Source organism: Streptomyces sp. CNP082, assembly GCF_059570535.1.
Genome location: NZ_JCANSZ010000011.1, coordinates 148,838 through 175,197 on the forward strand (window position 1 = coordinate 148,838; position 26,360 = coordinate 175,197).

At 76.1% G+C, this 26,360-nt stretch carries 14 protein-coding genes; 1 reads left to right on the plus strand and 13 read right to left on the minus strand.

Annotation, left to right across the window (positions count from 1 at the left end):
• Positions 1–95 precede the first annotated feature (95 nt).
• Genes B124_RS12630 through B124_RS12645 form a run of 4 tightly spaced genes read right to left on the minus strand, consistent with a single transcriptional unit; the run spans position 96 to position 10,086 of the window.
• Entirely contained in the window at positions 96–1,652 is a 1,557-nt protein-coding gene (locus tag B124_RS12630) for an amino acid adenylation domain-containing protein (protein WP_496502868.1), read from the minus strand.
• Entirely contained in the window at positions 1,649–2,902 is a 1,254-nt protein-coding gene (gene alr / locus B124_RS12635; protein ID WP_496502869.1) for an alanine racemase, read from the minus strand. The genes B124_RS12630 and alr overlap by 4 nt, the downstream gene beginning before the upstream one ends.
• Positions 2,899–9,234: a non-ribosomal peptide synthetase gene (locus B124_RS12640; RefSeq protein WP_496502870.1), complete on the minus strand. Its 6,336-nt coding sequence runs from the start codon at positions 9,232–9,234 to the stop codon at positions 2,899–2,901. Before B124_RS12640 ends, alr begins: the two co-directional genes overlap by 4 nt.
• 42 nt (positions 9,235–9,276) lie before the next feature.
• The gene (locus B124_RS12645) at positions 9,277–10,086 is read right to left on the minus strand and encodes a hypothetical protein (RefSeq protein ID WP_496502871.1); all 810 of its coding nucleotides are present in this window, start codon (positions 10,084–10,086) and stop codon (positions 9,277–9,279) included.
• A gap of 132 nt (positions 10,087–10,218) precedes the next feature.
• Here B124_RS12645 and B124_RS12650 point away from each other — a divergent pair, with 132 nt between their 5' ends.
• Complete coding sequence (locus B124_RS12650; RefSeq protein WP_496502872.1) at positions 10,219–10,506, plus strand: acyl carrier protein; 288 nt, start codon at positions 10,219–10,221, stop codon at positions 10,504–10,506.
• Here the strand turns inward: B124_RS12650 and B124_RS12655 are convergent.
• From B124_RS12655 to B124_RS12695, 9 genes are read right to left on the minus strand one after another with little or no spacing between them, the layout of a single operon-like run.
• Positions 10,481–11,503: an HAD-IIIC family phosphatase gene (locus B124_RS12655; protein ID WP_496502873.1), complete on the minus strand. Its 1,023-nt coding sequence runs from the start codon at positions 11,501–11,503 to the stop codon at positions 10,481–10,483. The genes B124_RS12650 and B124_RS12655 overlap by 26 nt on opposite strands.
• Positions 11,504–11,505: 2 nt before the next feature.
• Complete coding sequence (locus B124_RS12660; protein WP_496502874.1) at positions 11,506–12,474, minus strand: 3-oxoacyl-[acyl-carrier-protein] synthase III C-terminal domain-containing protein; 969 nt, start codon at positions 12,472–12,474, stop codon at positions 11,506–11,508.
• Positions 12,471–13,694 (minus strand): acyl-CoA dehydrogenase family protein, encoded by a 1,224-nt coding sequence (locus B124_RS12665; RefSeq protein ID WP_496502875.1) that lies wholly within the window; start codon positions 13,692–13,694, stop codon positions 12,471–12,473. Before B124_RS12665 ends, B124_RS12660 begins: the two co-directional genes overlap by 4 nt.
• Complete coding sequence (locus B124_RS12670; RefSeq protein WP_496502876.1) at positions 13,691–13,987, minus strand: acyl carrier protein; 297 nt, start codon at positions 13,985–13,987, stop codon at positions 13,691–13,693. The genes B124_RS12665 and B124_RS12670 overlap by 4 nt, the downstream gene beginning before the upstream one ends.
• Complete coding sequence (locus B124_RS12675; RefSeq protein WP_496502877.1) at positions 13,984–14,868, minus strand: 3-hydroxyacyl-CoA dehydrogenase family protein; 885 nt, start codon at positions 14,866–14,868, stop codon at positions 13,984–13,986. The genes B124_RS12670 and B124_RS12675 overlap by 4 nt, the downstream gene beginning before the upstream one ends.
• A 49-nt stretch (positions 14,869–14,917) precedes the next feature.
• Entirely contained in the window at positions 14,918–16,183 is a 1,266-nt protein-coding gene (locus B124_RS12680) for an MFS transporter (RefSeq protein WP_496502878.1), read from the minus strand.
• Positions 16,180–16,404, minus strand: a complete 225-nt coding sequence (locus B124_RS12685; protein ID WP_496502879.1) for an MbtH family protein — start codon at positions 16,402–16,404, stop codon at positions 16,180–16,182. The genes B124_RS12680 and B124_RS12685 overlap by 4 nt, the downstream gene beginning before the upstream one ends.
• The gene (locus B124_RS12690; protein ID WP_496502880.1) at positions 16,401–22,976 is read right to left on the minus strand and encodes an amino acid adenylation domain-containing protein; all 6,576 of its coding nucleotides are present in this window, start codon (positions 22,974–22,976) and stop codon (positions 16,401–16,403) included. Before B124_RS12690 ends, B124_RS12685 begins: the two co-directional genes overlap by 4 nt.
• Positions 22,973–26,359 (minus strand): condensation domain-containing protein, encoded by a 3,387-nt coding sequence (locus B124_RS12695; RefSeq protein WP_496502881.1) that lies wholly within the window; start codon positions 26,357–26,359, stop codon positions 22,973–22,975. Before B124_RS12695 ends, B124_RS12690 begins: the two co-directional genes overlap by 4 nt.
• Position 26,360: the final 1 nt, after the last annotated feature.

Below are 26,360 nucleotides of genomic sequence, written 5' to 3' on the forward strand. Positions count from 1 at the left end.
AATGACATGCCGAGTGCGTACGGCAAACATCTGCCACCCGCGCCAAGCATTCCTGTAAAATTTTGTCAATGTTTACGGCAGGCACAGGTCTGCGCTCAGGGCGGATCCGGGAGGGCTGTCCGGTCCAGCTTGCCCGTGGGGGTGACCGGGAGGGCGTCGAGGACGACGACGGTCGACGGGATCATGTAGTCGGGGAGCAGCCGGACCAGGTGGGTGCGGATGGCGGACGACGTGGGCACGGTGCCGTCCCGCCGGGAGTCCGGACGGGGAACCACGTAGCCGACCAGCCGGTGTCCGCCGAGCCCGCCCGGGTACGGGCGCGCGGCGACCGCCGCCTGGGCCACGGCGGGGTGGGCGGCGAGTGCGGCTTCGACTTCGCCGGGTTCGATGCGGAAGCCGCGCACCTTCACCTGGTCGTCCGCCCGGCCCAGGAACTCCAGCGCGCCGTCCGGCCCGCGGCGTGCCAGGTCCCCCGTCCGGTACATCCGCGAGCCGGGCGGACCGTACGGGTCGGGGAGGTAGGCCGGCGCGGTGAGGGAGGGGCGGTGCAGGTAGCCGCGGCTGACGCCGCCGCCTGCCACGTACAGTTCGCCCGCCGATCCGTCGGGTACGGGGCTGAGGCCGTCGTCCAGGAGATGGACGCGCACGTGCCGGAGGGGGTGGCCGATCGGCGGCGCCCCGGGCCGCTCGCGGTCCAGCGCGGCGAAGGTGGTGTACACCGTTGCCTCGGTCGGCCCGTAGCCGTTGGTCACCGACGCGCCGTGGCTGCGCAGTCCGGCGGCCAGTTGCGCCGGCAGCGCCTCGCCGCCGATGACCAGCCGCACTCCGGCGACGGCTTCGGGGACGATCGCCGCCATGAGCTGCCACAGCGTCGGAGTGCCCTGCGCGAAGGTGACGCGCTCGCGCTCCATCACTGCGGCCAGGGCCCGCGGGTCGCGTACCGTCCGTGGACCGGGGACGACGAGGGCCGCCCGGTGCAGCAGCGGGAGGAACATCTCCAGCACCGAGATGTCGAACGCGGGCGTGGTGACGGCCAGCATCCGGTCATCCGGCCGGAGCGGGAAGCGGGTGCGCACGTCCGCGAGCAGGTGCGCGAGATTGCGCCTCGTCACCACCACTCCCTTGGGGCGCCCGGTGGAGCCGGAGGTGTAGAGGAGGTACGCGGCCGTGGCCGGCCGGCAGCCGCCGGGGCGCGTTCCGGCAGGGAAGGGGTCGGCGGGGCAGCGGGCGAGCCGCTCCTCCCCCGCGGGGGTGCCCAGTGCGACGTGCGGCACCGTGCCTGCGCCCCCGGGCAGCGGGGCGTCGCCCGAGGTCAGGGCGAACAGCGGCCGGGCGTCGTCGAAGAGTCGGCGGATGCGCTCGGCGGGATGGTCCGGGTCGACGGGCAGATAGGCGGCACCGGTCTTGAGGACGGCGAGCGCGCCGGCTATCAGGTCGGCCCCGCGGGGCAGCGCCAGGGCGACGAACCGCTCGGGTCCTGCGCCGTGTTCCACGAGGAGCCGGGCCAGCCGGTTGACCCGTGCGCTGAGCTGGCCATAGGTGGTCTGCTGCCCTTCGCACAGCACGGCCGGCAGGTCCGGCGCGTGGCGGGCGTGCTCCTCAAGGTCCGCGTCCGGGAGCCGGTCGTCGACGCCGGTGTCCGTGCGGCTCATCGCGGGGTCCCCCTCCCCTCCGCGCAGCTCCCTTCCGCGCAGCTCCCTTCCGCGCAGCTCCCGTTCGCGCAGCTCCCGTTCGCGCAGCTCCCGTTCGCGCTGCTTCCGTTCGCGCTGCTTCCGTCCGCGTCGCCACCGCGGTAGATCCGCGGGACCCCCGGGCTGATCCGGGTGACCGCCTCGTACACCGAGCTGCCCGACCACCCCGCGTACTCCTCGGCGCCGACCTCGGCGTCCCCGTCGGCGCCCAGCAGCACCACCCGGTCGCCGACGGCCACGTCGTCGTCTCCGCAGTCGAGGACGGTGTGGCTCATCCCCACCGCGCCGGCGATCCGGCGCCGCCTGCCGCCGACGAGGAGGTGGCCGCGGTTGCCGAGCAGCCGGGGCAGCCCGTCGGCGAATCCGGCGCCGACGACCGCCAGCGTGGTGTCGGCGTCGAGGCGGTACTTCAGGCCGTAGCCCAGGCTCTCCCCGCGGTCGGCGCGCCGTACGGCCACCACCGTGCCGTACCAGGTCAACGCGGGCCGGAGGCCGTCCAGATGCGGGACGGCGGGGCCGGGCCTGATGCCGTACAGCAGCGCGCCGAGGCGGACCAGGTCGAGCCGGGCGGCCGGCCGCGCCGCGGCGGCGGCGCTGCCCGCCGCGTGGCGGTACCGGGGGCGGACACCGAGTGCGTGCAGCTCCTCCACGGCGCGGTGGAAGCGGTCGAGCTGGGTGTCCACGAACGGGTCCCGGGGGTCGTCGGCCAGCGCGAAGTGCGTCCAGACGCCCTCGACGGCCAGGCCGTGCTCCCGTGCCAGCACGGCCAGTCGCCCCGCGTCCCGGGCCGGCGTACCCAGCCGGTGCAGTCCGGTGTCGATCTTGAGGTGTACGGTCGCCCGCCGGTCGGCCCGGCGCGCCGCGGCAGCCACCCGCCGCACCGTGTCCGGGGTGCTGACCGTCACGGTGAGGTCGTGGGCCACGGCGTCGTCCTCCTCGCCCGGCAGCGGGTCCGTCAGCACGACCACGGGCGCGTGCGGAACGCTCTGCCGAAGCCGGCGGCCCTCTTCCGGGTAGGCGACTCCGAGGCACGTGGCACCCGCGGCCAGCGCGGCACGGGCGACCGGCGCCGCCCCGTGCCCGTAACCGTCCGCCTTGACGACCGCCATCACCTCGGCGTCACCGGCCAGTTCGCGGGCCAGGCGTACGTTGTGCCGGATCGCGTCGAGATCGACGTGCACCTCGCGGCGGGGGCGGGGACGGGACGTCATTGCGGCTCCTTCACGCGCACGGCGAGCGCGGCGATCGTCGGCTGGGCGAAGAGATCGCGCAGCGGCACCCGGACGCCGAACTGCCGCGTGATCCTGGCGAGGTACTGCGCGGCGAGCAGGGAGTGGCCGACCTCGAAGAAGCTCTGGTCCCGGTGGGCGGGCGGGACGCCGAGCACCTCCTGCCAGAGGACGGCCAGTTCCCGTTCGACGTCTCCGGCGGGCTGCCGGTGCCCGGCCGCCTGGTCCGCCGCGGCCGGCCGCGGGGTGGGCAGCGCCGCGAAGTCCACCTTGCCCCGGGAGGTGAGGGGCAGCATGTCGGTGAGGACGATCCGGTGCGGCACCTGGTGGGCGGGGAGCAGTTCCGCGGCGTGTGCCCGCAGGGCGGGCGGCTCCGGGGCGGTGCCGGGCGACGGTACGACCCAGGCGACGAGCAGGCCGGCACGCGCCGCCACGGCGGCCTCCCACACCTCGGGGTGCTCGGTCAGCGCGGCCTCGACCTCACTCGGTTCGACGCGGTGGCCCCGCAGGTCCAGTTGCCGGTCCCGGCGCCCCGCGATCTCGACCGTACGGTCGGGCCGGAACCGCCCGAGGTCGCCCGTACGGTAACGGCCGCCCTCGAACGGCGAGCCGTCCAGCGGCGGGCCCGCCGCCGGAGCCGAGGACCGCCCGCCTGCCGGCAGATAACCCAGCGCCAGATACGGGGACTCGACCACCACCTCGCCCAGCTCCCCCGGCCCCGCGGGCCGGCCCGCGGGGTCCAGCACGAGGATCCGGGCCTCCGCCGCTCCCCTGCCGACCGGCACGGTCGGCAGCCGCAGCCCGGCCGGTACGGGGAAGGCGGCGGCGGCCTGCGGTGTCTCCGTCGTGCCGTACAGGTTGACCGGCCGCGCGTTCGGTGCCCACCGGCGGGCCTTCCGCAGGTGCGCCGGGCGCAGCGGGGCCGCGCCGAAGAACAGATGCCGCAGTGCGGGCACCCGGCCAGCCTCCCGGGTGGCGAGCAGATCCAGCAGGGGCGGCGGCAGGTGGAGCGCCGACACCTCGCGCCCGCGCAGCCAGTCGGCGAGCCGCGCCGACTCGCGGATGTCGCGTTCGTCGGGCCAGTGCACCTCGCCACCGCACCGGAGCCCGGCGAACATGTCGCGCAGCGCGGGATCGTGTCCCAGGCCCGAGAGGGCGCCGAACCGGTCGGCCGCGGTGAGCCCGAAGCGTTCGGCCTGCCAGTCCAGGAAGCGCACCAGCGGAAGCTGCGCGCTCACCACGCCCTTGGGCGTACCGGTGGTGCCGGAGGTGAACATGAGCAGGGCGGGCGCGGTGAGGTCAGCCGCCGGCCGGGCGCCGGACGTCGCGGGCCCGGCCGGTATCCGGCGGGGCCGCAGGACGGCCGTGCCCGCGAGGCCGAGGTCCCCGCCGGCGCCGGACGGGCCGGCCGGGCCGGTCTCCCGGAGGTCGACCACCGCCGCCGGCCGCAGTTCGTCCAGCCGCCGCCGCAGCCATCGCGCGGGGTACGCCGGGTCCAGCGGCGCGTAGACCGCCGCCTCGTGCAGGACGGCCAGGGCGGTGGCCTGGGTCCACGCGGACCGGTCGGCCAGGACGGCGACGACATCGCCCCGGCCCACCCCGTGCGCGCGCAGGGCGGCGCTCACCGTGTGCAGCCGGCGGACCAGTCCGGCGTACGAGCACTCCCCCTCGGCGTCGGTGACGGCCCGGCGCCCGGGGTGGCGGGCGGCAGCGGCCAGCACCCCGGTCACCAGCTCTTCCGGAGTCCGCCGCGGGACGGCGGGCGCGGCTTCGGCACCGGTGCCGTGCTGCCAGTCGCGGGTGCTCAGCGATGCCGCGGACAACCGGGCGTCCGGCGCGTCGCAGAGGGCGCGTACCGCCTGGAGGTACTGGCGGGCGAGCCAGCCGACGCGCTCGGCCGAGTACAGGTCCGCGTTGTAGATGAACTGGCAGCGGAACTCCCCCGCGCTCTCCCACACATAGAGGCTGAGGTCGAACTTGGCCGCCGCCTCGTCCACGTCCTCGCGCTGCCAGTGCACGCCGCCGGCGTCGAGATGGTCCTCGTTGAGCAGGACGTGGTTGAAGAGCACCTGCACGAGCGGCGTCCGGCCGAGGTCCCGGTCGGTCTTGAGCACCTCCACCAGCCGCTCGAACGGCACTTCCTGGTGCGTCACGGCGTCCACGGTGAGGTCGCGGACGCGGCGCAGCAGCTCGCGGCCGGTGGGGTCGCCGGACAGGTCGAGCCGCAGCGCGAGGGTGTTCATGAAGAGCCCGATCAGGTCCTCGGTCTCCGCGCGGGTGCGGCCGGCGACCGGGGTGCCCACCACGAGGTCGTCGCGCCCGCACTGGCGTTGCAGCAGCAGCCCGAAGGCGGCGAGCAGCGTCATGAAGACCGTGGCGCCCTCGGCGCGCCCGGCCGCGGCGACCGCGCGGGCGAGCGGCGCCGGGACGTCGAGCCAGTGCGTCGCGCCGGTGAACGTCTGCAGGGGCGGGCGGGGGCGGTCGGCGGGGAGTTCCAGTACGGGCGGGGCGCCGGCCAGCCGCTCGGTCCAGTAGCCGAGCTGCCGGCGGAGGTCGGGGCTGCGCAGCCGGTCGCGCTGCCAGGCGGCGTAGTCCCCGTACTGGACGGGCAGCGCCGGGAGTGCGGGGGCGCCGCCGCCGGCAGCCGCTTCGTAGCACCGCGCGAGGTCGCGCAGGGTGATGTCCATCGACCAGCCGTCGCTGACGATGTGGTGCACGGTGACGAGGAAGAGGTGCTCGCCGTCGGCCAGTCGCACCAGCCGGGCGCGCAGCAGCGGTCCGGTGGCGAGGTCGAAGGGGGTGGCGACGTCCGCGGCGATCAGCTCGGCGGCTCGGCGCGCGCGGCCGGAGGGAGGGAGCGGACGCAGGTCGTCGACGGCCGTCGGGACGTCCCGCGGGGGGCGGAGGTACTGGCGCGGTTCGCCGTTCTCGGCGACGTACACGGTGCGCAGCACCTCGTGCCGGACGGTGAGTTCCCGCAGTGCCCGGCGCAGGGCCGGCACGTCGAGGGTGCCGCGGAGCCGGAAGAGGGAGGGCAGGTTGTACGCGGCCGTGTCCGGCTCCAGTTGGTCGAGGAACCACAGCCGCTGCTGGGAGTGCGTCAGCGGCAGCGTGTCCGTACGGGCGGCCGGGACGAGAGGGGCGTCGGGCGAGTCGCGGCCGCGCAGCGCGCGGACGCGGGGCGCCAGAGCGGCGGGCGTGGGGTGGTCGAAGACCTCGCGCAGCGGCAGTTGGACGCCGAAGGCCCGCCGGAGGCGGGAGACGAGGCGGGTGGCCTGGAGAGAGTCGCCGCCCAGGGCGAAGAAGTCGTCGTGCATGCCGACCCGGCCGGTGCCGAGGACTTCCGCCCAGACGGCGGTCAGCTCGCGCTCGGCGGCGCTGCCGGGCGGGACGTATGCGCCGGCCGCCTCCGGCCGGGTGGCCGGTACGGGCAGGGCGGCGCGGTCGACCTTGCCGTTGGGTGTCAGGGGGAACGCGTCCAGCACCACGAAAGCGGCGGGGGTCAGGTACGCCGGGAGGCGGCGGCTCAGGTGCGCACGCAGGTGCCGGATCAGTTCCCGGTTGCGCGAGGCCTCGCGGTGGGTGGTGGCGGGGGCGTTGACGACGGGGCCGGTGGGGCGGGGCGGGGTGCCGGGCCGTTCGGCCAGTGCCGGGGCCCCGGCCGGGGTTCCGGCTGCGGGGAGGAAGACGACGTCGAGTGCGGCGGCGTCGTGCGTCGACCACTGCACATGCGTCTCGTAGCCGTACCGCGCGCCGAGGGCGTGCAGTTCCTCTGGGTCGGCGCCGTCGGTGCCCGCGGTGCGCGGGAGTTCCGTGACGGGCGCGGCGTCTGCGGCTGTGCCCCGCGCGTCGCGGAGCAGGCGCGCCTCGCGCAGTGCCCGGCACAGCCGGGCGTTGGGCACACCGCGGACGCCGAGCACCGCGCCGGCCCGTTCCCGCAGCCGTCCCGGCAGCTCCTGCCACGTGGTGCCGTCCGGACGCCACTGGAGCCACTCGGGCACCCGTACCGGGGCGGCCCGCGGTCCGGTGTGGAGCACGGCGTCGTAGCGGAAGCCGGTCATCTCGTTGCGGTGGAGCCCGCGGCGGGGCAGCAGTTCCACGTGGCGGATCCCCGGCAGGCGCTGGGCGAGGGCGTCGAAGTAGGCGGGGTCGACGAGCAGTTCCTTCTCCTCCCGGGCGCGCCGCCCGGCGCGCTCGCGCAGCTCCGCCACGGTGAGGGGCTCGCCGTCCGCGTCGGCGCGGGCGAACTCCACCGAGGCGCAGAACGCCTCCAGCAGCCCGTGGTGCCGTACGTCCCCGACGAACAGCGCCCCGCCGTCCCGTACGAGCGCGCGGGCCCCGGACAGCACCCTCTCCAGATACGTCTCGTGCGGGAAGTACTGCACCACCGAGTTGAGGACGACGACGTCGAAGTCCGCGCCGAGCCCGGCGAGGTCGGGAGCCTCGCGGTGGTGCACGCGCACCTGCCCGAGACCGGCCCGGCGCAGCGCCCCGTCGAGCCGGCGGACGGTGACGCCCGACAGGTCCGTGCCCACGTAGGTGTCGCAGTGCGGCGCCAGGGCCCAGGTGAGCAGCCCGTCGCCGCAGCCGATCTCGAGTACGCGACGCGGCCGGTGGCGGAGGATCCGCCCGGCCGTGCCGTCCACCCACTCCCGCATCTGGTCCGCGGGCACCGGCGCTCCGGTGTAACTGCTCCGCCACACCCGGGTGTTGAACCGCACGTCAGGACCGGCCGCGTCGTCCACCTCGTCGAAGACGCCGCGCCACTGCTCCACCAGCGCGTCCGCCGCCTCCCGCGCAGCCCCGTTCCCCCCGTGGGCACCGGCGTCCGGCGGGCTCGCGGGCCGTACGTACGCGACGAGACGCGTCCCGGCGCCCGCCCGCCGCTCCGCGGTGACCACGGCCTGGGCCACCGCCGGGGACTCCTCAAGCACCGCCTCGATCTCGCCCGGTTCGACCCGGTGGCCGCGCAGCTTGATCTGCTGGTCGCGGCGGCCCGCGAAGTGCAGTGTGCCGTCGGCGCCCAGCACGGCGGTGTCCCCCGTCCGGTAGAGCCTGGTGCCGGGCGTGCCGGGGTGCGGCACGAACGCACGCGCGGTCTCTTCCGGGCGGCCGAGATAGCCGTGCGCCAGCGCGGTGCCCGCGACGCACAGTTCGCCGAGGCTGCCACGCGGGACCGGCGCGCCGCTGTCGTCGAGGACGTGGATGTCGACGTTGTCCATCGGGCGGCCGAGCGGCACCGTGTGGGCGTCCCGCAGGATGTCCTCGGTGACCTCCTGGAAGGTGACCCAGACGGTCGCCTCGGTGGGGCCGTAGGCGTTGGTGACCCGGGTGCACCGGCCGAGGAGCCAGCGCGCCAGTTCGGCAGGCAGCGGCTCGCCGCCGGCGAGCGCGGCGAACTCCCGGTCCGGCGTCCAGCCGGCGTCCCGCAGGAGCTGCCAGGTGGTGGGGGTCGCCTGGAGGAAGCCGACGCCGCCGGCGCTGAGCAGCCGGCCCAGCCGCTCGCCGTCCGCGGCGACCTCGCGGGGGACGATCACCAGGGTGGCGCCCGCGGTCAGCGGGGCGAGGAAGTCGAGCAGGGAGATGTCGAACGCGACGCTGGTGACGGACGCGGCCACGTCGCCGGGGCGGAGCCCGGGCCGGACGCCGAGGTAGCGGACGAAGTTGGCCAGCGCCCGGTGCCCGACTTCCACTCCCTTGGGGCGGCCCGTCGAGCCGGAGGTGTAGATGACGTAGGCCGTGTCGTCGAGCGGTGTACGCACCCCGGGGGCGCCCTGGCCGGCGTGCGTCCCTGTGCCGGCGTCGGTGCCGGTGCTGGTGCCTGTGCCTGTGCCTGTGCCTGTGCCTGTGCCGGGGTACGGGCCTGGTTCCGGGCCGTCCGCGAACACGAGCGCCGCCTCCGCGAGGTCCAGCCCCGCCGCCGCGCCGCTCTCGGTCAGCACCACGCCGGCGCCGCAGTCGCGGAAGACGAACGCCACCCGCTCCGGCGGGTACTCCGGATCCAGTGGCACGTAGACGGCGCCGGCCAGCCAGACCGCCAGCATCGCCGCCACGCTGTCCGTGGACCGGGTGAGCAGGACGCAGACGCGGTCCGCGCGGCGGACGCCGGCCTCCGCCAGCGCGCCGGCGAGCCGGCGGACGCGGTCACCGAGTTCGCCGTAGGTGAGGGAGACGGGCCCGCACACCAGCGCGGTGTCGTCCGGGCGCGCCGCGATCCGCGCCAGCACGAGGTCGCCCGCCGTGCCGGCCGGCAGCGGCGAACGGGCGCCGCGCAGGACCGAGTCGGAGGACGCGGGGGCGTCGGGCAGAGCCATGGTTCTCCCTTCGCAGCGGGTCGGCGGGTGCTGCCGGCGGTGTCAGGCGGGGGCGTCCCCCTCGGCGAGGTCGTGGAGGAGTTCGCGTACCGGGGCCGCCGAGGTCAGCTCCCGCGCGGTGAGGTCGAGCCGGCGCACCGTGACCGCGGCACGGCCCGGCAGCGCCGGTGGCAGGGCGCGGTGCCGGGAGAGCAGGCAGTACGCCGGCCCCGGCGTGGCCTCGGGCCGGTGGTGGACGGTGGCCAGCAGGAGGGCGAGCCAGGCCGTGTAGCGCGGGACGAGTTCGCCGGTGACGGCGGCGCCGTCGTCGCCGAGCCCGCTCTCGGTGCAGAACGCGTCCGCGTCCGCGGCGAGTACGGCGGCCATCCGCTCCAGCGCCGCCCCCGGATCTTCCGCGCAGGACCGCACGGTCGCGCGGGCATCGTCCGCGCCGAGCGCCGGCCGGCCGAGTCCGCTGCGCAGCTCGGCGAAGGTCTCCACGACCGACTCGGCGGTGGGCAGGGCCGGGTCGAGCAGGAGGAACCGCGGCGGGTGGGGCCCGAGTCCGGCCGCGATCGCCTGCGTCAGGAGCGCGGCGCTGCAGTGTCCGACGAGCGCGGCGGGCGGTGGATCGAGAGCGCCGAGCGCGTCGGCGTAGCCGCGGGCCAGTTCCGCGAGGGTGACCGGCCGGCCGACTGCGGTCATGTCCCCCAGCGGATCGAGCCGGTACGCGGCGCGGCCCCGGGTGTCCGCCGCGAGCAGCCGGTCGAGGTCCTGGCCCGCCTCGGTGCCGGTGAAGCTCACCGAGACCAGGCCCGGATCCGGCCCTGCCGCCGTCCGGGTCAGGCCGACGAGTCCGCCCGCCGCGCTCATGCCACCGCCCCTTCCCGTACGCTCCGCACCGCCCGGACCGCCGCCCGGGTGCACCCTTGACAGCGCTCCCGCCGCGTCCGGATAGTTGCTGCTGCCGCGACCGGTCCGTCCGGGAAGGGAGACGCCGTTCCCATGACGCGACAGCCGCCCGCCGCGGACGAGCCGACGCCCGGGCCACCGGAGCCTGCCGACCCCACCGCGGTGCTGCTGGACATCTGGCGCGAGGTGCTCAAGGACGGTGCGCTCGGCCCCCGGGACGACTTCTTCGCCGCCGGCGGCGATTCGATCCATGCCGCGCTGATCGTCTCCCGGATCCGCCGGCGCCTCGGCGTCCGCGTACCGTTGCGGTCCGTCCTGGCCGACGCCGCCACCGTGGAGGACCTCGCCCGGCTGGTCATGCGGGCACCTCGCGCAGGGTGAGGTGACCGGGCACGGCGGGCGGGTCGCCCCGGTGTTCCAGCAGGGTGCCGCCGGCGGGGGCGAAGCCCGCGAACCGCAGCGTGACGTGCATGACCCGGTTCCGGTCGTTCGGCACGAACTCCGCGCGCGTCACGGCGCCCGCGCGGCGGGCGAGCCGCAGCACATGGGCGAGCAGCGCCTCGCCGATGCCGCGCCCGAGCACCCGGCAGGAGAGCAGGAGCAGCCGGAGCGTCCACACCTCGGGCCCGGTGTGCAGCAGTACGAGCCCGACCTGCCCCAGATCGCCGTAGCGGTCGCGCAGCGAGGCCATCAGCAGCAGGTGGTCCGGTGAGCGGCGCAGGGCCGCGAGTTCGGCGCGGGAGTAGGTACGCCCCGTGGTGTTGAGCTGGTGGGTACGGACCGTCAGCTCCTCGGCGCGGGCGAGGTCCGCCTCGTCGGCGCGGGCCACGGTCAGGACGGTGCCGAGACCCGCGAGGAACTCGTGCCGGGGACCGGTGAACGCCTCCTCGTCGTCCTCCCTGCGGTGCTGGTCGCGATACGACCGCCGCCTGCCGGCGGCGGCCCCGGTGACCGGCGGGGAGAACTCGGCGAGCCCGGGCAGATGCGGCACGGCGTCGGCGGGGTAGCAGCGGATCTCCGGTCTGGCGGAGCGGACTTCGTCGAGCTGGTAGGCCCGGTCGTCCACGTAGGCCAGCGCTCCGGGGCCCAGCCGCAGCCGCTCCGCCACCTGGTCGAGCAGCACCGACTTGGCCGACCAGCCGATACGCGGCCGGAGGAAGTACTCCGCCAGGCCCAGTCCGGCGAGCTGGGCCAGGGCGTCGGCCTCCTCGTTGTGGCTGGCGACGGAGTGCAGGATGCCGCGTTCGTCGAGGGTCCTGAGCGTGTCCCGTACGCCGGGCCGCAGCCGCACGTCCCGGTCCTCCAGCAGGGTGCCGTCCCACACCGTGCCGTCCAGATCCCACACCAGGCACTTCACATACGGTTCCCGCTCGGTCATCGTCACACCTCGATCAGGGTCGAACTCCAGGCGGCCACCGGGCTGTTGTTCATCACGAGGACGAGGTCCCCGGGCGCGAACTCGCCGCCGGCGGCACCGCCGTGGAGGTTGGCCAGCACGTCGACGGGGCCGAGGTGCCCGTAGCGGCGGAGGTTGTCCCGGCACACGGCGGCGACGGTGAGGCCCAGCCCTTCCTCGTAGAACCGGAAGGCGCCCTCGGAGAGGTTCTGCATGACGACGTGGTCCACGTCGGACATGTCGAGCCGGCTGCGCCGCAGGAGCCGCTGGTTGAGGGCGGCGAACCGCTTCTGGCTCTCGACGGCCAGCCGGAAGGAGTAGCGGGACTCGTCGGTGCAGACCTCCGCCCACTCGGCGGGCGGCCGGTCCCGGAAGTCGACGCGGAAGAGGTCCCAGTACTGGCCGTCGGTCTCCATCTCCACGTCGAGTACGCGCATGGCGCCGTCCGGTTCGAGGAGCACGGCCATGCCCGCGTCCCCGTTGACGGTGACCGGCCTGCGCAGCCTCCGGGGGCCGGGCGGACGGCACCCGTGGGCGATCACGACCCGGCTCCAGGAGGGCGTCGCGGCCAGCAGCGACCGCGCGGTGAGCAGCGCGCCGGTGCTGGCCGCGCAGCCCAGGTCGGTGACGGTGAAGGACAGCGCCCCGGTCAGCCCCGCGAGGTGCTGCACCCGGGTGGCCTCCGAGGCCACGAAGTACGCGGGCACCCGGCCGCCGACGAGCACGAGGGCGTCGATGTCGCGGCCGTCGAGACCGCGGTCGGCGAGCAGCCCGCGTACCGCCGCGGCGGCGAGCTCGCCGCTGTCGGTGCCGGGGGCCTCGGCGACGGTCTCGATGCCGAGACCCGCCGCCAGCGTCCTGTCCTCCTCGGTCAGCGTCGCGTACTCGGGCAGCGCGGTGAGGGCGGTGAGGGTGTCGGGCAACAGGATCCGGATGGCGGCGATTCCGGTCATCGGGCCCCCTCCTCCACCGCCGTGCCATGCCCGGCTCCCGGGACCGCGGAGGCCACCGGGTCCGGCCCGCCGGGCTTCTCGCCGTACTCGCGGAGGGCCAGCTCGCAGACGCCGAGCTGGTGCATCTGGTCGGTGCCCTCGATGATCTGCTGGGTTTTGGCGTCGCGCAGGAAGCGCTCGACCGGGTGGCCGGTGGTGCAGCCCACCGCGCCGTGGATCTGGACCGCGTCGGTGGCGTTGGCGAACGCGGCGGTGGACGCGGCGTACTTGGCCGCCATGGTCTCCAGCACCGCGTCCGGTTCCCGGGCCGCGTGGGCGGCGGAGGCGGCCTGGCACAACTGCAGGGCCGAGCGGGCCCGTACGACCATGTCGCTCAGCAGCCTCCGGATCAGCGGGTGCTCGGCGAGCGGCCGGCCGAACTGACGGCGTACGGTGGCGTACCGCGCGGCCTCGCGCAGGCAGCCCTCGGCGAGCCCGGCGCTTCCCCACGCCACGCTGTGCCGCCCGAGGTCCAGCGCGACCGCGGCCACGTGGGAGAACCCGGCGCCCACCGGCCCGAGCCGGGCGCCGGCCGGCGCCCGGCAGCCCGCCAGGCCGACGTGGGCGACCAGCGCGCCCCGCATCCCCAGCAGCCGGTCGCCGACCGGCTCGACGCGCAGCCCGGGGGTGCCCCGTTCCAGCACGACGGCGGTGGGAGCGCCGGCCGTCGTGCCGACGACCAGGAAGAGGTCGGCCACCGCGCCCGCGGTGACCCACAGCTTCCGCCCGTCGACGACCCACCCGCCGCCGTCCGCGGGTGCCTCCTCCGCCACCTCCGTGGCCACCGCCGCGGCGTCGCTGCCGGCGTCGGCCTCGGTGAGGCAGAACGCGGCGAGCCGGCTGCCGTCCGCGAGACCGGGCAGCCAGCGCTGCCGCTGCTCCCGCGTGCCCCAGCGGGCGATGGCCCCGGCCACCATGTTCTGTACGGTCAGCAGGGCGCGGGTCGCCGTGCACCAGGAGCCGACCTCGGCGCAGGCCCGGCCGAACGCCGGTGCGTCCAGGCCGAGTCCGCCGTAGCGAGCGGGGATCATCGCGCCGAGCAGACCGGCCGCGGCCACCTCGCGGATCAGCTCCGGGGCCAGGCCCGGGGCGCGGTCGGTCTCGCCGGCGCGGGGACCCACCACCTCTGCCGCGAAGCGCGCGAAGTCCGGGGGGCCGCCCCCGGGCGGCGGCGGGCTCACGGGCCCTCCCCCGGGACGCCGGCGTGCTTGCGGTGCACGAAGTCCGTGATGGCGTCGATGGACCGGAAGTGCGCGGGGTCGAGATCCTCGGCCTCCACGGTGAGCCCGAAGGCGGTCTCGACGAACGTCACGAGCCGCATGGCGAGCAGCGAGTCGGCGAGTCCGGTGGCGAAGAGGTTCACGTCGTCGCCGATCTGCTGCCGCAGCACGTCGTGCAGGAAGCCGCGCACCCGTTCCCGTACGGCGTCCGCGGCTGTGCTGCCGGATGCGTGGTCGTTGCCGGATGCGGTCACGCGCTGTCTCCCTTCCCCGTCCCGGAGGGCCGCGCGTGGACGCCCTCCCCGCTCTTGTCGCCGAGCCGTCCCCGCGCCACCAGGTCCAGCAGCAGGGGCCGCGGCTCGTACTGGGCTTCTCCGGTGAACTCGTGCAGCACCCGCAGCGAGCGCACGACCGTGTCGATGCCGATGAGGTCGGCGGTCTCCAGCGGGCCCATGGGGTGGCCGAAGCAGGAGCGGAACACCTCGTCCACGTCGGCGCGGGAGGCGACGCCCTCCTCGACCAGCCGGGCCGCGGAGTTGATCACGGCCATCAGGATCCGGTTGGAGACGAACCCGGGGGCGTCGCCGACCACGACCGCCCGGCGGCCGATGGAGCGCAGGAAGTCCGTCACGCGGGTGACGGTCCCGTCCGCGGTCAGCTCCGACCTGACGACCTCGACGAGCGGCTTGTGCGGCACGGGGTTCATGAAGTGGGTGCCGACGACCCGCTCCGGGTGGCGGGTGCCCTCGGCCAGATGCCGGATGGGGATGGCCGAGGTGTTGGCGGCCACGAGCGTGCCGGGCCCGCACAGCCGGTCGATGCGCAGGTGCACGTCCCGTTTGGCGTGACGGTCCTCCGTGGTGTTCTCCAGGACGACGGCGGCGTCCGCGAGTACGGCGTCGTCGGTGCCGTACGAGATCCGCCCCAGCACCTCGGGCACCGGCGGCCCGCCGGGCTGCAGCAGGCTCCGCGCGCTCAGCCCGCGCCTGATGGTGTCCCGCGCGGCGTCCAGCCGGGCGGCCGTCACGTCCAGCAGTACGACCCGGTATCCGGCCGCCGCGGTGACCTCCGCGACGCCTGCTCCCATGACACCGGCGCCGACCACGACGACCGTGCCGTCCTTCGCGTGCGTCATGTGCTCCCACCCGTCCGCGTTCTCCTGCCGTCCCGGGGGCCGCCGCGGGTCACGGCGGTCCCTGGGGGTCGGCTCCGGCTTCGGTGTGCTTCACTTCCGCGGTGTGCTCCTCCAGCAGCGCGGAGACGCCCAGCAGGACGCGGGCGGCGACGAGGGCGGCCAGCACGACCGCGAGCCCGCCCGCGACGAACGGCACGCGCAGCCCGTACGCCGTGGCCAGCACCCCGCCCAGCAGCGAGCCCAGCGGCAGGCTGCCCCAGCTCAGGAACCGGTGGACGCTGCTGATCCGCCCCAGCAGCCGGTCCGGCACGACGGTCTGGCGCACCGCGGCGGTCAGCACGCTCCACGTCATCGTCGCGAAGCCGAACGCGGCGCTGCTCACACCCGCCACCCAGGGGTTGGAGGTCGCGCCCATCGCGACGGTGGTCAGCCCGTGCCCGAGGACGGCCGCGACCAGGCACGGCCCCGCCACGCCGGGGCGGATGCGCTCGGCGGCCCAGGACGCGGCGACCGCGCCGACCGCGACGGCGCTGGACAGCACGCCGAAGCCGACCTCCGACAGGTCCAGCGTCTCCAGTGCGTACAGCACGAAGATGGCCATGGTCATGGCGCGGGCGAGGTTCATGAACGTGACGACGACCGACAGGGTCCGGATCACCGGGTTGCGCCACAGCCAGCCGAAGCCCTCACCCACCTCGCGCAGCAGCCCGGCGGCGGAGGAGTCGGCGTCCGGGGCGCGGTCCGGCCGGAACGTGCCCCGCATCCGGCCCAGCAGCGCAGCGCTCACCGCGAAGCTGATCGCGTCGAGCACGAAGGGCACCGCCTGCCCCAGCCGGAAGAGGAAGCCGCCGAGCGGCGGTCCCACGAACTCGTTGGCGCCCAGCTCCACCCCGAACAGCCGCGCATTGCCCCGCGTCAGCTGATCCTTCGGCACGATCCGCGGCAGGATCGTGGGCGCCGCGGCGTCGAAGACCACCTCCCCGATCCCCAGTAGGAACACGAAGCCGCACAGGATCGCGATCGAGGAACCGTCGGCCAGCACGACCGCCGTGAGCAGCACGACCAGGCACATCCGGACGAGCTGGACGGCCACCATGAGCCGCCGGCGGTCCACCCGGTCCGCCAGGGCGCCGGCGGGGAGGCTGACCAGCAGCCACGGCAGTTCGGCCGCCACGGACACCACGGCGACGGCCACCGGGTCCCGGGTCACCGCGGCGGCCAGCAGGGGCAGCGCCGTCAGCCGTACGCCGTCGCCCAGATTGGAGACCGCCGAGGAGCACCACAGCCGCCGGAAGTCGGCACCCAGACCTTTCATACCGCGCTGTCCCCGCCCGTCTCCTCGAGTCCGCGCCGGACGCTGAGCGGGCGGATGTCGGTCCACACGCGGTCGATGTGCTCCAGGCAGTCCTGCCGGGTTCCGGTATAGCCCGCCCTCGACCAGCCCGCGGGCAGGTCGCGGCCCGTGAACCAGATCGAGTACTGCTCCTCGTCGTTGACCACCACGTCGTACTGGCGGTCGTCCGCTGCTTCGGTCATCGTGATGCGGGTTCTCCTTCTGTGGCGGGTGCCGCTTCTGTTGCGGGTTCCGCCGCGGCGGGCAGGGCCGCGACGATCTCCTCGACCGCCTCGGCCAGCGCCGCGTGGTGGCGGTCGAACAGGTCATAGTGGCCGCCGGGTACGGCCGTGGCGCGCACCGTGCCCGCGTACCGGTCCCAGCCGAGACCGGGGCCGCGGCCGGCGCCGTCCGCGGCACGCAGGACGTGGACGTCGCCCGCGTACGGCCCGATGCGGTAGCGCGCGAGAGCGGCGTCGGTGTCCCGCAGGGCGCGGGCCATCTGCCGCACCCGGGACAGCGGCAGTTGCCGGGGCAGCGCGCCGGAGCGCCGGGCCAGGTCCACGACGGCTTCCAGCCGTTCCGGCCCGGTCAGCGGGGCGAGCCGGTCCTCGGGGACGGTGAAGCCGGAGTTCACGCGCAGCAGGAGCCGCAGCATCGCCTCGTCGTCCGACGGCGGCGGTTCGTACACCTCGGCGGCGTCCGCGTCCACGATGGCCAGCAGGTCCGGCGGTACGCCCGCGGCAGCGAGCTGGCGGGCCATCTCGTACGCGACGACGCCGCCGAGCGACCAGCCCAGCAGCCGGTACGGGCCGGTGGGCCGGTGGGCGCGCAGCTCCGCCACGTACCGCTCGGCCATCCGCTCCACGGTGGGGTCGGGCGGGGCGCCGTCGTCCAGCCCCGCCGCCTGGAACCCGTACACCGGCTGACCGGCGTCCAGGGCGTGCGCGAACCGGTAGTAGTGGTGGACGCCGCCGCCGGACGGGTGCACGCAGTACAGCGGCGGCCGGGTGCCCCCGGGGCGGATGGCGAGCAGGCAGCCGCGGGGGGCGGCGCCGTTTTCCAGGGGGACAGCGCCGTTCTCCCGGTGGACGGCGGCGGCCAGCCCTTCGACGGTCGGGTCGTGGAAGAGCTGGGCGAGCGTCAGCGTAGCGCCGAGTTCTCGCTCGATGGCGTCGAGGAGCCGTACCCCCAGGATGGAGTGGCCGCCGACGTCGAAGAAGCTCTCGCCGACCCCGATCCCGGAGACGCCCAGGATCCGCTCCCACACGCGCAGCAGCCGCAGTTCGACCGCGTCGGAGGGGGCCGTGTGGTCGCGCCCGGCGGCCGGCGGTCCCGTCAGGCCGCGCTGCCAGGCGGCGCGGTCCAGCTTGCCGTTGGGTGAGTACGGCAGGGCGTCGACCACCGTCAGCGCGGCCGGCACCAGATGCGCGGGCAGCCGCTCGCGCAGCCACCGGCGCAGTTCCGCGGCCGTCGGCGGCCGGGCGGCGGGGGCGGGCAGCGCGTGCGCGACGAGCCGCCGGTCGCCGGTGGGCGCCGCCTCGGCCCCGGCCAGCGCCTCCAGCACGCCGGGGTGGTCGCGCAGGGCGGCCTCGACCTCGCCGGGCTCGATGCGCTGGCCGTTGATCTTCACCTGGTCGTCCAGCCGGCCGAGGAACCGCAGTTCGCCGTCGGCCGGGCGGCGGGCGCGGTCGCCGGTCCGGTAGAGCCGGGTGCCGGGGCGGCCGGAGAACGGATCGGGTACGAAGCGGGCGGCGGTGAGGCCGGGCCGCCGTACGTAGCCGGCCGCGAGCCCGGCGCCGCCGATGTACAGCTCGCCCTCGACGCCGGGCGGCACGGGGCGGAGCAGGTCGTCCAGCACGTACAGCTCGGTGCCCGGGAAGGGCCGGCCTACGGGCACCGGGTCCCGGTCCGGCAGCGCGGAGGCGGTCGCGTCGAACAGGGAGCTGTCGATGGTCGCCTCGGTGACCCCGAAGACCGTCACCACCCGCGCGCCGTCACCCAGCGCCGCCGCCACCTCGCGCGCCTCCTCCATGGCCCACACGTGCGTGCCGTTGATGACCAGGCGCAGCGAGTCCAGCGGCAGACCGTGCTCGGTGACGTACTCGATCAGCCGGGTGCGCACCAGGCCGGGCACGAACTCGACGGCCTGCACCTGCTGTTCGGATATGAGCCGGTGCAGTGCCCGCGACGAGGACCACACGTCGTCGGGGGCGAGCACGAGGGTCCCGCCGGAGCACAGGGAGCGCACCAGGTCGCCGGCGAAGACGTCGAAGGCCGCGCTGGCCATCGACAGCCAGACCAGGCCGCCGCCGCCCGCGGCCTGGAGCCAGACGCGCCGGTAGTACTCCAGGCTGCGGTGCGAGACGGCGACGCCCTTGGGGGCGCCGGTCGAACCGGAGGTGTAGAGCACGTACGCGATGTCGTCCGGGCCGGGTGACCGGGCCGCGGTGCTCCCGGCCGCGCCGGGCGGTGCCGCCGCGGCCTCATCGACCAGCAGCACCGGGACGCCGCCCGGCAGCCTGTCCGCCAGCGCCGCCGTGGTGACGACCACGGCGGGCCGGGCGTCCTCGGTCATGAACCGGAGCCGCTGCGGCGGGTACTCCGGATCGAGCGGCAGGAACGCGGCGCCGCTTCGCAGCACGGCCAGCAGCGCCACGGGAAGGTCGACGCCGCGCGGCAGCAGCACCCCGACCACGCCGCCCGGCCCCGCTCCCCGGGCGCGCAGCGCCGCCGCGATCCGGTCGACACGGTCCGCGAGCCCGGCGTAGTCGAGTTCCTGCCCGGCGTGGACGACGGCCCGCCGCCCGGGGTGCGCGGCCACGGCCCCGGCCAGGCCGTCGAGGACCGTCTCCGGCCCGGTGATCCACGTCGCGCCCGCGCTGTCCGCCACGGTCGCGGCGGTCTCCGCGCCGGTCCGCAGCGGCAGTCCGCCGAGCGTGCGGTCCGGGGCGTCGGCGATGCCGGCCAGCAGGGTGACGAGGCTGCGGGCCATGGCGCCCGCGGTCTCCTCCTCGAACAGGTCGGTGCTGTACTCCAGCACCGCGTCCATGGCCGCCTCGCCCTCGACCTCCCACACCCCGAAGTCCAGGTCCCACTTGGTGATGCCCGGCGGCAGCCCGCGCAGCACCGACCCCCGCTCCTCGTCCAGCCGGAGCCCGCCGGGCAGCGGATACGCGTCCATCGCGGGGATCGTCTGATGCGTGTAGCCGACCTGGAAGACGGGGTGCCGGCTCAGGTCGCGTACGGGCTGGAGGGCGGCGACGACGTCGGCGAAGGGCAGTTCGTCGTGGTCCAGCGCGTCCACGACGACACCGCGGACCCGCCCGAGCAGGGTCCGGAACGACGGGTCGCCGCCGAGGTCGCTGCGGAGCGCCAGGGCGTTGTTGAAGTAGCCGAACAGGTCGTGGGTCTCGGGCCGGTTGCGCCCGGCGGTGAAGGTGCCGATCGTCACGTCGTCCTGGCCCGACAGCCGGTGCAGCAGCGTCTGCAGCGCCGCGACCATGACGGTGAAGAGGGTGACCCGTTCCGCGGCGGCCAACTGCCGCAGCCGGTCGACCAGATCACCGGGGATGGTGAAGAAGTGGTGCCCGCCCGCCCCCGTCTGCCGGGCGGGGCGCGCGTGGTCGGTGGGCAGCTCCAGCGGGGTGCAGCCCCGCAGCCGCTCCGTCCAGAAGGCCAGCTCCGCGGCGTGCCGGGGGCCGCTCATGTGCTCCCGCTGCCAGGCGGCGAAGTCCGCGTACTGGATGGGCAGTTCCGGCAGCCGGGGGGCGCGGTCCTCGCGGTGCGCCGCGTACAGCTCCCACAGGTCCCGGCGCAGCAGTGGCGGACTCCAGCCGTCGTCCACGCTGTGCTGGGCGGTGAGCACCAGGCAGTGCCGCTCGTCCTCCAGCCGGATGAGCAGCGCCCGGAACAGCGGCCCCGCGGCCAGGTCGAAGGGCTCCCGCGCCTCGGCCCCGAGCAGCCGGTCCGCCTCCCGGTCCCGTTCCGCAGGTGCCAGCGAACGCAGGTCCACCACCCGCAGGGTCAGCCGGTCCGGCGGGTCGAGGACGAGGTACGGGCGGCCCTCGTCGTCGGCGTAGCGGGTCCGCAGGACCTCGTGGCGCTCCGTCAGCGCGCGCAGCGCCGCCTGGAGCGCGGCGTGGTCGAGCGGGCCGAGGACGTGCAGGTCGAGGGGAACGTTGTAGGCCCAGCTGCCGGGTTGCAGACGGTCGACGAACCACAGGCTCTCCTGGCCGGACGACAGCGGGGGGCGCGGTCCCCGGGCGACCGCCGGGATGCGGTCGCGCGCCTCACCCGTCGCGTCGAGGAGCCTTGCGTGCACCACCGCGGCCAGGGCGCGCACGGTGGGGTGGGTGTACAGGTCGGGGAGCCGGACGCGGACGCCGAGTTCCCGCCACACGGACGCCACCACCTGGAGGCCGATGATCGAGTTGCCGCCGAGGGCGAAGTAGTCGCTGTCCTCGCCGACTTCGCGGGACTTGAGCGCGTCCTGCCAGAGGCGGGCGAGTATACGCGAGCACTCCTCCCGGGTACGCGGCGCGGGTGCCCCGGCCGGGTCCGGGTCGGGCACGGTGCGCGTATCGGCTGCCGTGGCGGCACCATCCTCCCCGGCGAACTCCCGGCACCAGCAGACGACGGGTTCGAAGGGATACGTGGGCAGCGGTACGCGGACGTGTGTGCAGTCCCGGTGCGCCCGCTCCCAGTCCAGGTCCGCCCCGGCGGCGTACAGGTCTGCCAGGCACCGCAGGGCGCCGTCCCCGCGTACGCCCGCGGCGACCGCGCCCGGCGGCAGGTCGTCCCGCGGGCCGGCGGCGGGGCCCAGCTCGCAGACCACGACCGGCCCGTCGAGCCGGACGGGTTCGGTCCCTGGCCCGGACCCCGGCCCGGTTCCGGTGCGGGCGGGGTACGGGTCCGCGACGGCCGCCGCGAGGCCGTCCGCCAGGCTCGTCTCCCCCCGGATCACCCGGGCCAGCGGCAGCGCGGCGCCGCCGCCCACCACCCGGTCGGGCCGCAGCCCGCCGGCCTGGAGCAGACACCACAGCGCGTACCTGCGGGCGAACCAGCCCGGCGGCCCGCCGGGCGGCGCCGCCTCGGCGCAGCGCCGCAGCGCGTCGGCGAACTCCGGGTGCACGTCCGCCAGCCGGGCCGCGTCCGCCTCGGCGAGGTCCGCCTCCGGTGAGACGGCGAGGACGACGCGGCGGGCGGTGGCGGACTGCGCCGAGCGGTGCGCACGCGCCCCCCGGCCGAGCCTGCGCGCCGCCCGGCGCAGTCCCGCGGTCGCCTCGGCGAGGGAGGCGGCGGGGAACGCGACGCGGTACGGGTGGTGGTCGCGGCCCGTGTTGAGCACGTGCAGCACGTCGCCGAGGCAGAGGTCGGGGCCGGGACCCGGCTCTGCGGACAGGTGCGCGGCCAGCCGCTCGCAGTACCGGGCGAGCGCTGCGCGGGTGCGGGCCGAGACCGTGACGATGCCCCGCTCCGGGCCCGCGGCCGGCCGCGCGGGCGGCTCCGGCGGCTCCTCCAGGACGACATGGGCGTTGGTGCCGGTGATGCTGAGCGAGGTGACGCCGGCGAGCCGGCGGGCGTCGCCGGTGCGCGGCCAGGGGCGGAGCGCGGAGTTGACCCGCAGGGCCTTGGCGTCGAAGCCGATGAGCGGGTTGGGGCGTACGAAGTGCAGCGACGGGTACAGCGTGCCGTGCCGCAGGCTCAGCACGGCCTTGGCGAGACCGGCGAGGCCGGCGGCGTGGTCGAGGTGGCCGAGGTTCGTCTTGACCGATCCGATGGGACACGGCTCGGCCCGCGGTCCGGAGGCGGTGAGCGCCTGGTGCAGCGCCTCGGCCTCGATGAGGTCGCCGAGGCGGGTGCCGGAGCCGTGCGCCTCCACGTAACCCAGGGCGGCGGGATCGACGTCCGCCCGCCGCCAGGCGTCGCGCAGTACCTCGCGCTGGGCGGCGGGGCTGGGCGCGCCGAGACTGCCGGCGCGGTAGCCGTTGTGGTTGACGGCGCTGCCGCGGACCAGCGCGTGGACGTGGTCGCGGTCGCGCAGGGCCTGGGCGAGGGGTTTGAGCAGGAGCATCACACCGCCCTCGCCGTCCGCGGTGCCGTCGGCGTCCGCGTCGAAGGCACGGCACCGGCCGTCGGCGGCCATCACCTCGGCGTACCGCTCGCCGTCCGCGGCCCGGGTGAACGTCGAGCGCACGCTCAGCCCGCCGACGAGCACCGCGTCCGCGTCGCCTGCCCGCAGCAGGCGGTGGGCGTGGTCGACGGCCACCAGACCCGAGGAGCAGCCGGTGTCCAGCACCAGCGTGGGCCCCTGCGCACCCAGCAGATACGCGATCCGCCCCGCCAGCGCCGCGGGGGCGTTGCCGAGCATGGCCAGCAGGCCGTCGTCGGCGTCGTCGATCAGCCGGTCGTAGTCGGGGCGTACCCCGGTGAGCACCACGCCGCTGCGGCTGCCGCGGACGTCGCCGAGCGCGTAGCCGGCGTCCTCCACGGCCGCGCAGGCCAGTTGGAGTGTCAGCCGGTGGTGCGGGTCCATCAGCTCCGCCTCCCGCAGGGAGACGCCGAAGAACTCGTGGTCGAACTCGGCGACCCGGTCGATCGGGGCGAGGAGCTGATGGCGGACGGAGGGGTCAGCACCGGCCATCCGCAGCCGCGGGTCCGGCACCTCGCGGACGCTGTCCCGGCCCTCGGCGAGGTTGGTGTGCAACTCCCCCGGAGTGCTGGCGTCCGGGAGGTGCACCGCGATTCCGATGATCGCCGCCGGCTCGTTCACCCTGCCTCCTCCGCGCCGTTCTCGGACCTGCGGTCCACCAGCGCGGCTATCTCCGCGACGGTGCCGTACTCGAAGAGGTCGACGACCGCCGGCGCCCCCTCGGCGAACCTGGCCCGCAGCCGCTCGGCGAAGAGCACGAGCAGCACCGAGTCGCCGCCGGCCTCGAGGAACTTCGCCTCCCGGGTCGGCGGCGGCTGCCCCAGCAGCGCCCCCCACTCCTGTGCCACCGCGCGCTCGGTCGGGGTACGGCCGCTGGCGGCGGCGGCTGTGGTGGTGGCGTGGGCCGCGGCGGAAGCCGGCGGGTGGTTCCCGGGAGCGGTGGGGTATGCGGCCGTGGGCCCGGCGGCGCCGGCGGCGGGCCCGGGCGGAGGGAGCGCGCGCCGGTCCACGGTGCCGTCCGCGGTCACCGGCAGGGCGGGCAGCGTCACGAAGGCGTGCGGCACCAGATGGCCGGGCAGCAGCCCCGCCGCGTACTCCCGCAGCGCCGCCGCCTCCGGCCGGGCGCCGGGTGCCGGAGCCACGTAGGCGGCCAGCTCCGCGCGTCCGTCACCGCCCGGCAGGTCACCGCGGGCGACGACGGCGACGTCACCGACCGCGGGGTGGGTGGCCAGGGCGTCACGCACGGGCCCCGTCTCGACCCGCAGTCCGCCGGCCTCCGGCCGGTCCGCGGTCCGGCCCAGGTACTCAAGACCGTCCCCCGGCCCGCTTCTGACCAATGCCCCGGTCCGGTACAGCCGGGCGCCCGGGAGGTCCGCGAACGGGTCGGGGACGAAGCACCCGGCGGTGTCGGCGGCCCGGTCCCGGAAGCCGTCCGCCAGCCCGGCGCCGCCGAGGTACAGCTCGCCGGGCGCACCGGTGGGGACGGGCCGCAGGCGGGGGTCGAGGACGTACGCGCGGGTGGCGGGGTCCACCGGGGAGCCCACCGGGAGGCCGCTGCGCGAAGGGGTCTCGTGGACCGTCGCCAGGGCGGTGATCCCGGGGCGGCCCGCGCCCGCTCCGTACGCGATCCGCAGCGGGCGGCCGGCGCGCAACCGCAGCACCCGGCCGACGACGTGGGGCATCAACTCGTCCGCGTCCGCCAGCACTTCGCGCAGTGCCGCCAGCGCCTCGGGGGCCTCGTCGGCCGCGGCGCGCAGCCCGAGTGCGGTGAAGAGCGCCGAGGTGACCGGGTACGCGCCGAGCGCGGCCCGTATCCCGTCCGCGGGTCGGTGGACGGCGACCGCGCCGCCGTGGAGGAGGGGGGCGAGCAGTTCCGTGACGGCGTGCGCTGAGGCGGGCGGGGCGAAGGACATGTGCACTGTGCCCGGGCCCAGGTCGCGGGAGCCCGGGTGGCCGGTGCCCCGGAGGAGGGCGGCGTGGGTGAAGACCGTCGGCCCGGGGCGGTCGCCGGCGGCCGGCAGCACCCAGGCGGGCGCGTCGGCCCCCGGTCCTTCCCCGGCGGTGCCGGAGCCGTCGATGACAGCGGACCGGCCGGCGGCACCCGGGTGTTCACCGGAGCCCGGCACGCCGCCGGTACGCGGTGTACGCACCGCTCCCGCGGCCTCCGGCTCCTCGCCCGCCCCGTCGAGGCGGACCACCGCCACCCCGGCGGGCACCGGCGGCGCGGGCCCGGCCGCGGTGAGCAGCAGCCGCACCTCGCACTCGCCCAGCACCCGCGCGAGGGTCCCGGCCGGCCACGACGGGTCGAGCAGGACGACCGCGGCACCCGCCTTCAGCACGCCGAGCAGCGCGGCGACTTGGTCCGCCGACGGCGGTACGGCCAGCCCCACGGCGGTCCGCGGAGTCACCCCGCCCGCACGCAGGCGGGCGGCGAGCGCGTCGGCGCGCCGGTCGAGTTCCGCGTACGACAGGGAGCCGTCCGGGGCGTACACGGCGGGGGCCCCGGGGCGCTCGGCGGCCCGCGCCGCGACGTGGTGGTGCACGCCGCGGCGGGCACGGCCGGGGCCGGCCGCCGGGGCGGGTGCGCGCGGGCCGGCTCCGGGGTCCGCCAGGCCGATCGCGTGGACCGGCAGGTCGGGTTCGCGGGTCGCGGTGTCGAGCAGGCGGAGCAGCGCGCGGGCCATGTTCGCCACGGTCCCCGCGTCGAACAGTGCGGTGTCGTACGTGAGATGGCCGTACAGCTCGTCTCCCGCGCTCTGGAAGACCGCCCCCAGGTCCCACTTGGCCACGCCCAGGTACGCGCCGGTCTGCCGCACGCGCAGCCCGGCGAACTCCGCGGCCGGTTCCGGCACCGGGTCGAGGGCGACCGCGACCCGGCTGAACGCGCCGCCGACCCGCTCCCAGCGGGGCCGGGCGCGGGCAGCGAGCAGGTCGAGCGGCAGGCCCTCGTGCTCCATGCCGTCGAGGAACTCCTCCAGCACCTGCCAGCTCAGCTCGCGGAAGGTCAGGTCCGGGGTGAGCCGGGCGCGCAGCACCTGGCCGCCGGCGAAGTAGCCGATGACGTGCTCGGCTTCCGGCAGCGGCCGGTTCGCCGTGGTGACGGTCACCGGCACGTCGTCCTGCTCCGACCACCGGCCCAGCAGCGCCGAGGTGGCCGCCAGCAGGACGATGTACGGGGTGACGTGCTCCTCCCGGCAGAACTCCCGCATCCGCCGCACCGTCTCCTGCGGAACGGGGAAGCGGTGGGTGGCGCCGCGGAACGCCGGCACCGGCGGCCGGGGCCGGTCCGTGGGCAGGGCGAGGGGCCGGGCGTCGTGCAGCGCCCGGCGCCAGTGGCGCAGCAGCCGCTCGCCCTCGGCGCCGTCGAGGGCGGCCCGCTGCCAGGCCGCGACGTCGCCGTGCTGGACGGGGAGTTCGGGCAGCTCGGCGGGGGCGCCGCCGGCGGCGGCGCTGTACGTGGCCGCCAGTTCGCGGAGGAACACCTCCTCCGACCAGCCGTCGAAGACCGCGTGGTGGACGACGCAGGCGAACAGATGACGGTCGGGCGCGACGCGTACCAGCCAGGTGCGCAGCAGCGGGCCGCGGGCCAGGTCCATCGGGAGCCGCGCCCGGCGGACCGCGGCGGCGTGCGCCGACTCCCAGTCGGCCGCGGTCTCGACGGGCAGGTCGGCGGGGCCGGCCGGGTGGACGCGCTGGACGAGTTCCCCGTCCCGGCCGTGCAGCGTCGTGCGCAGGCTCTCGTGCCGGGCGATGAGGACACCGAGGGCCGTGCGCAGCGCGTCGGCGCGCAGCGGGCCCTCGATGCGCAGGAACATCGCGTAGTGGTAGACGGGGTTGGCGGGGTCGCGGCGGCACACGAGCCAGAGGCGGCGCTGTCCGTGGGAGGCGGGGAGTTCACAGCAGCCGTCGGGTCCTGGCCGTCTGCCGGTGCGTACGGGCCCTGCGGGAATCCCGGCCCCGTCAGCGCCCCCGGCCGCGCCCGTGCCCGTATCCGCGTCCGGCATC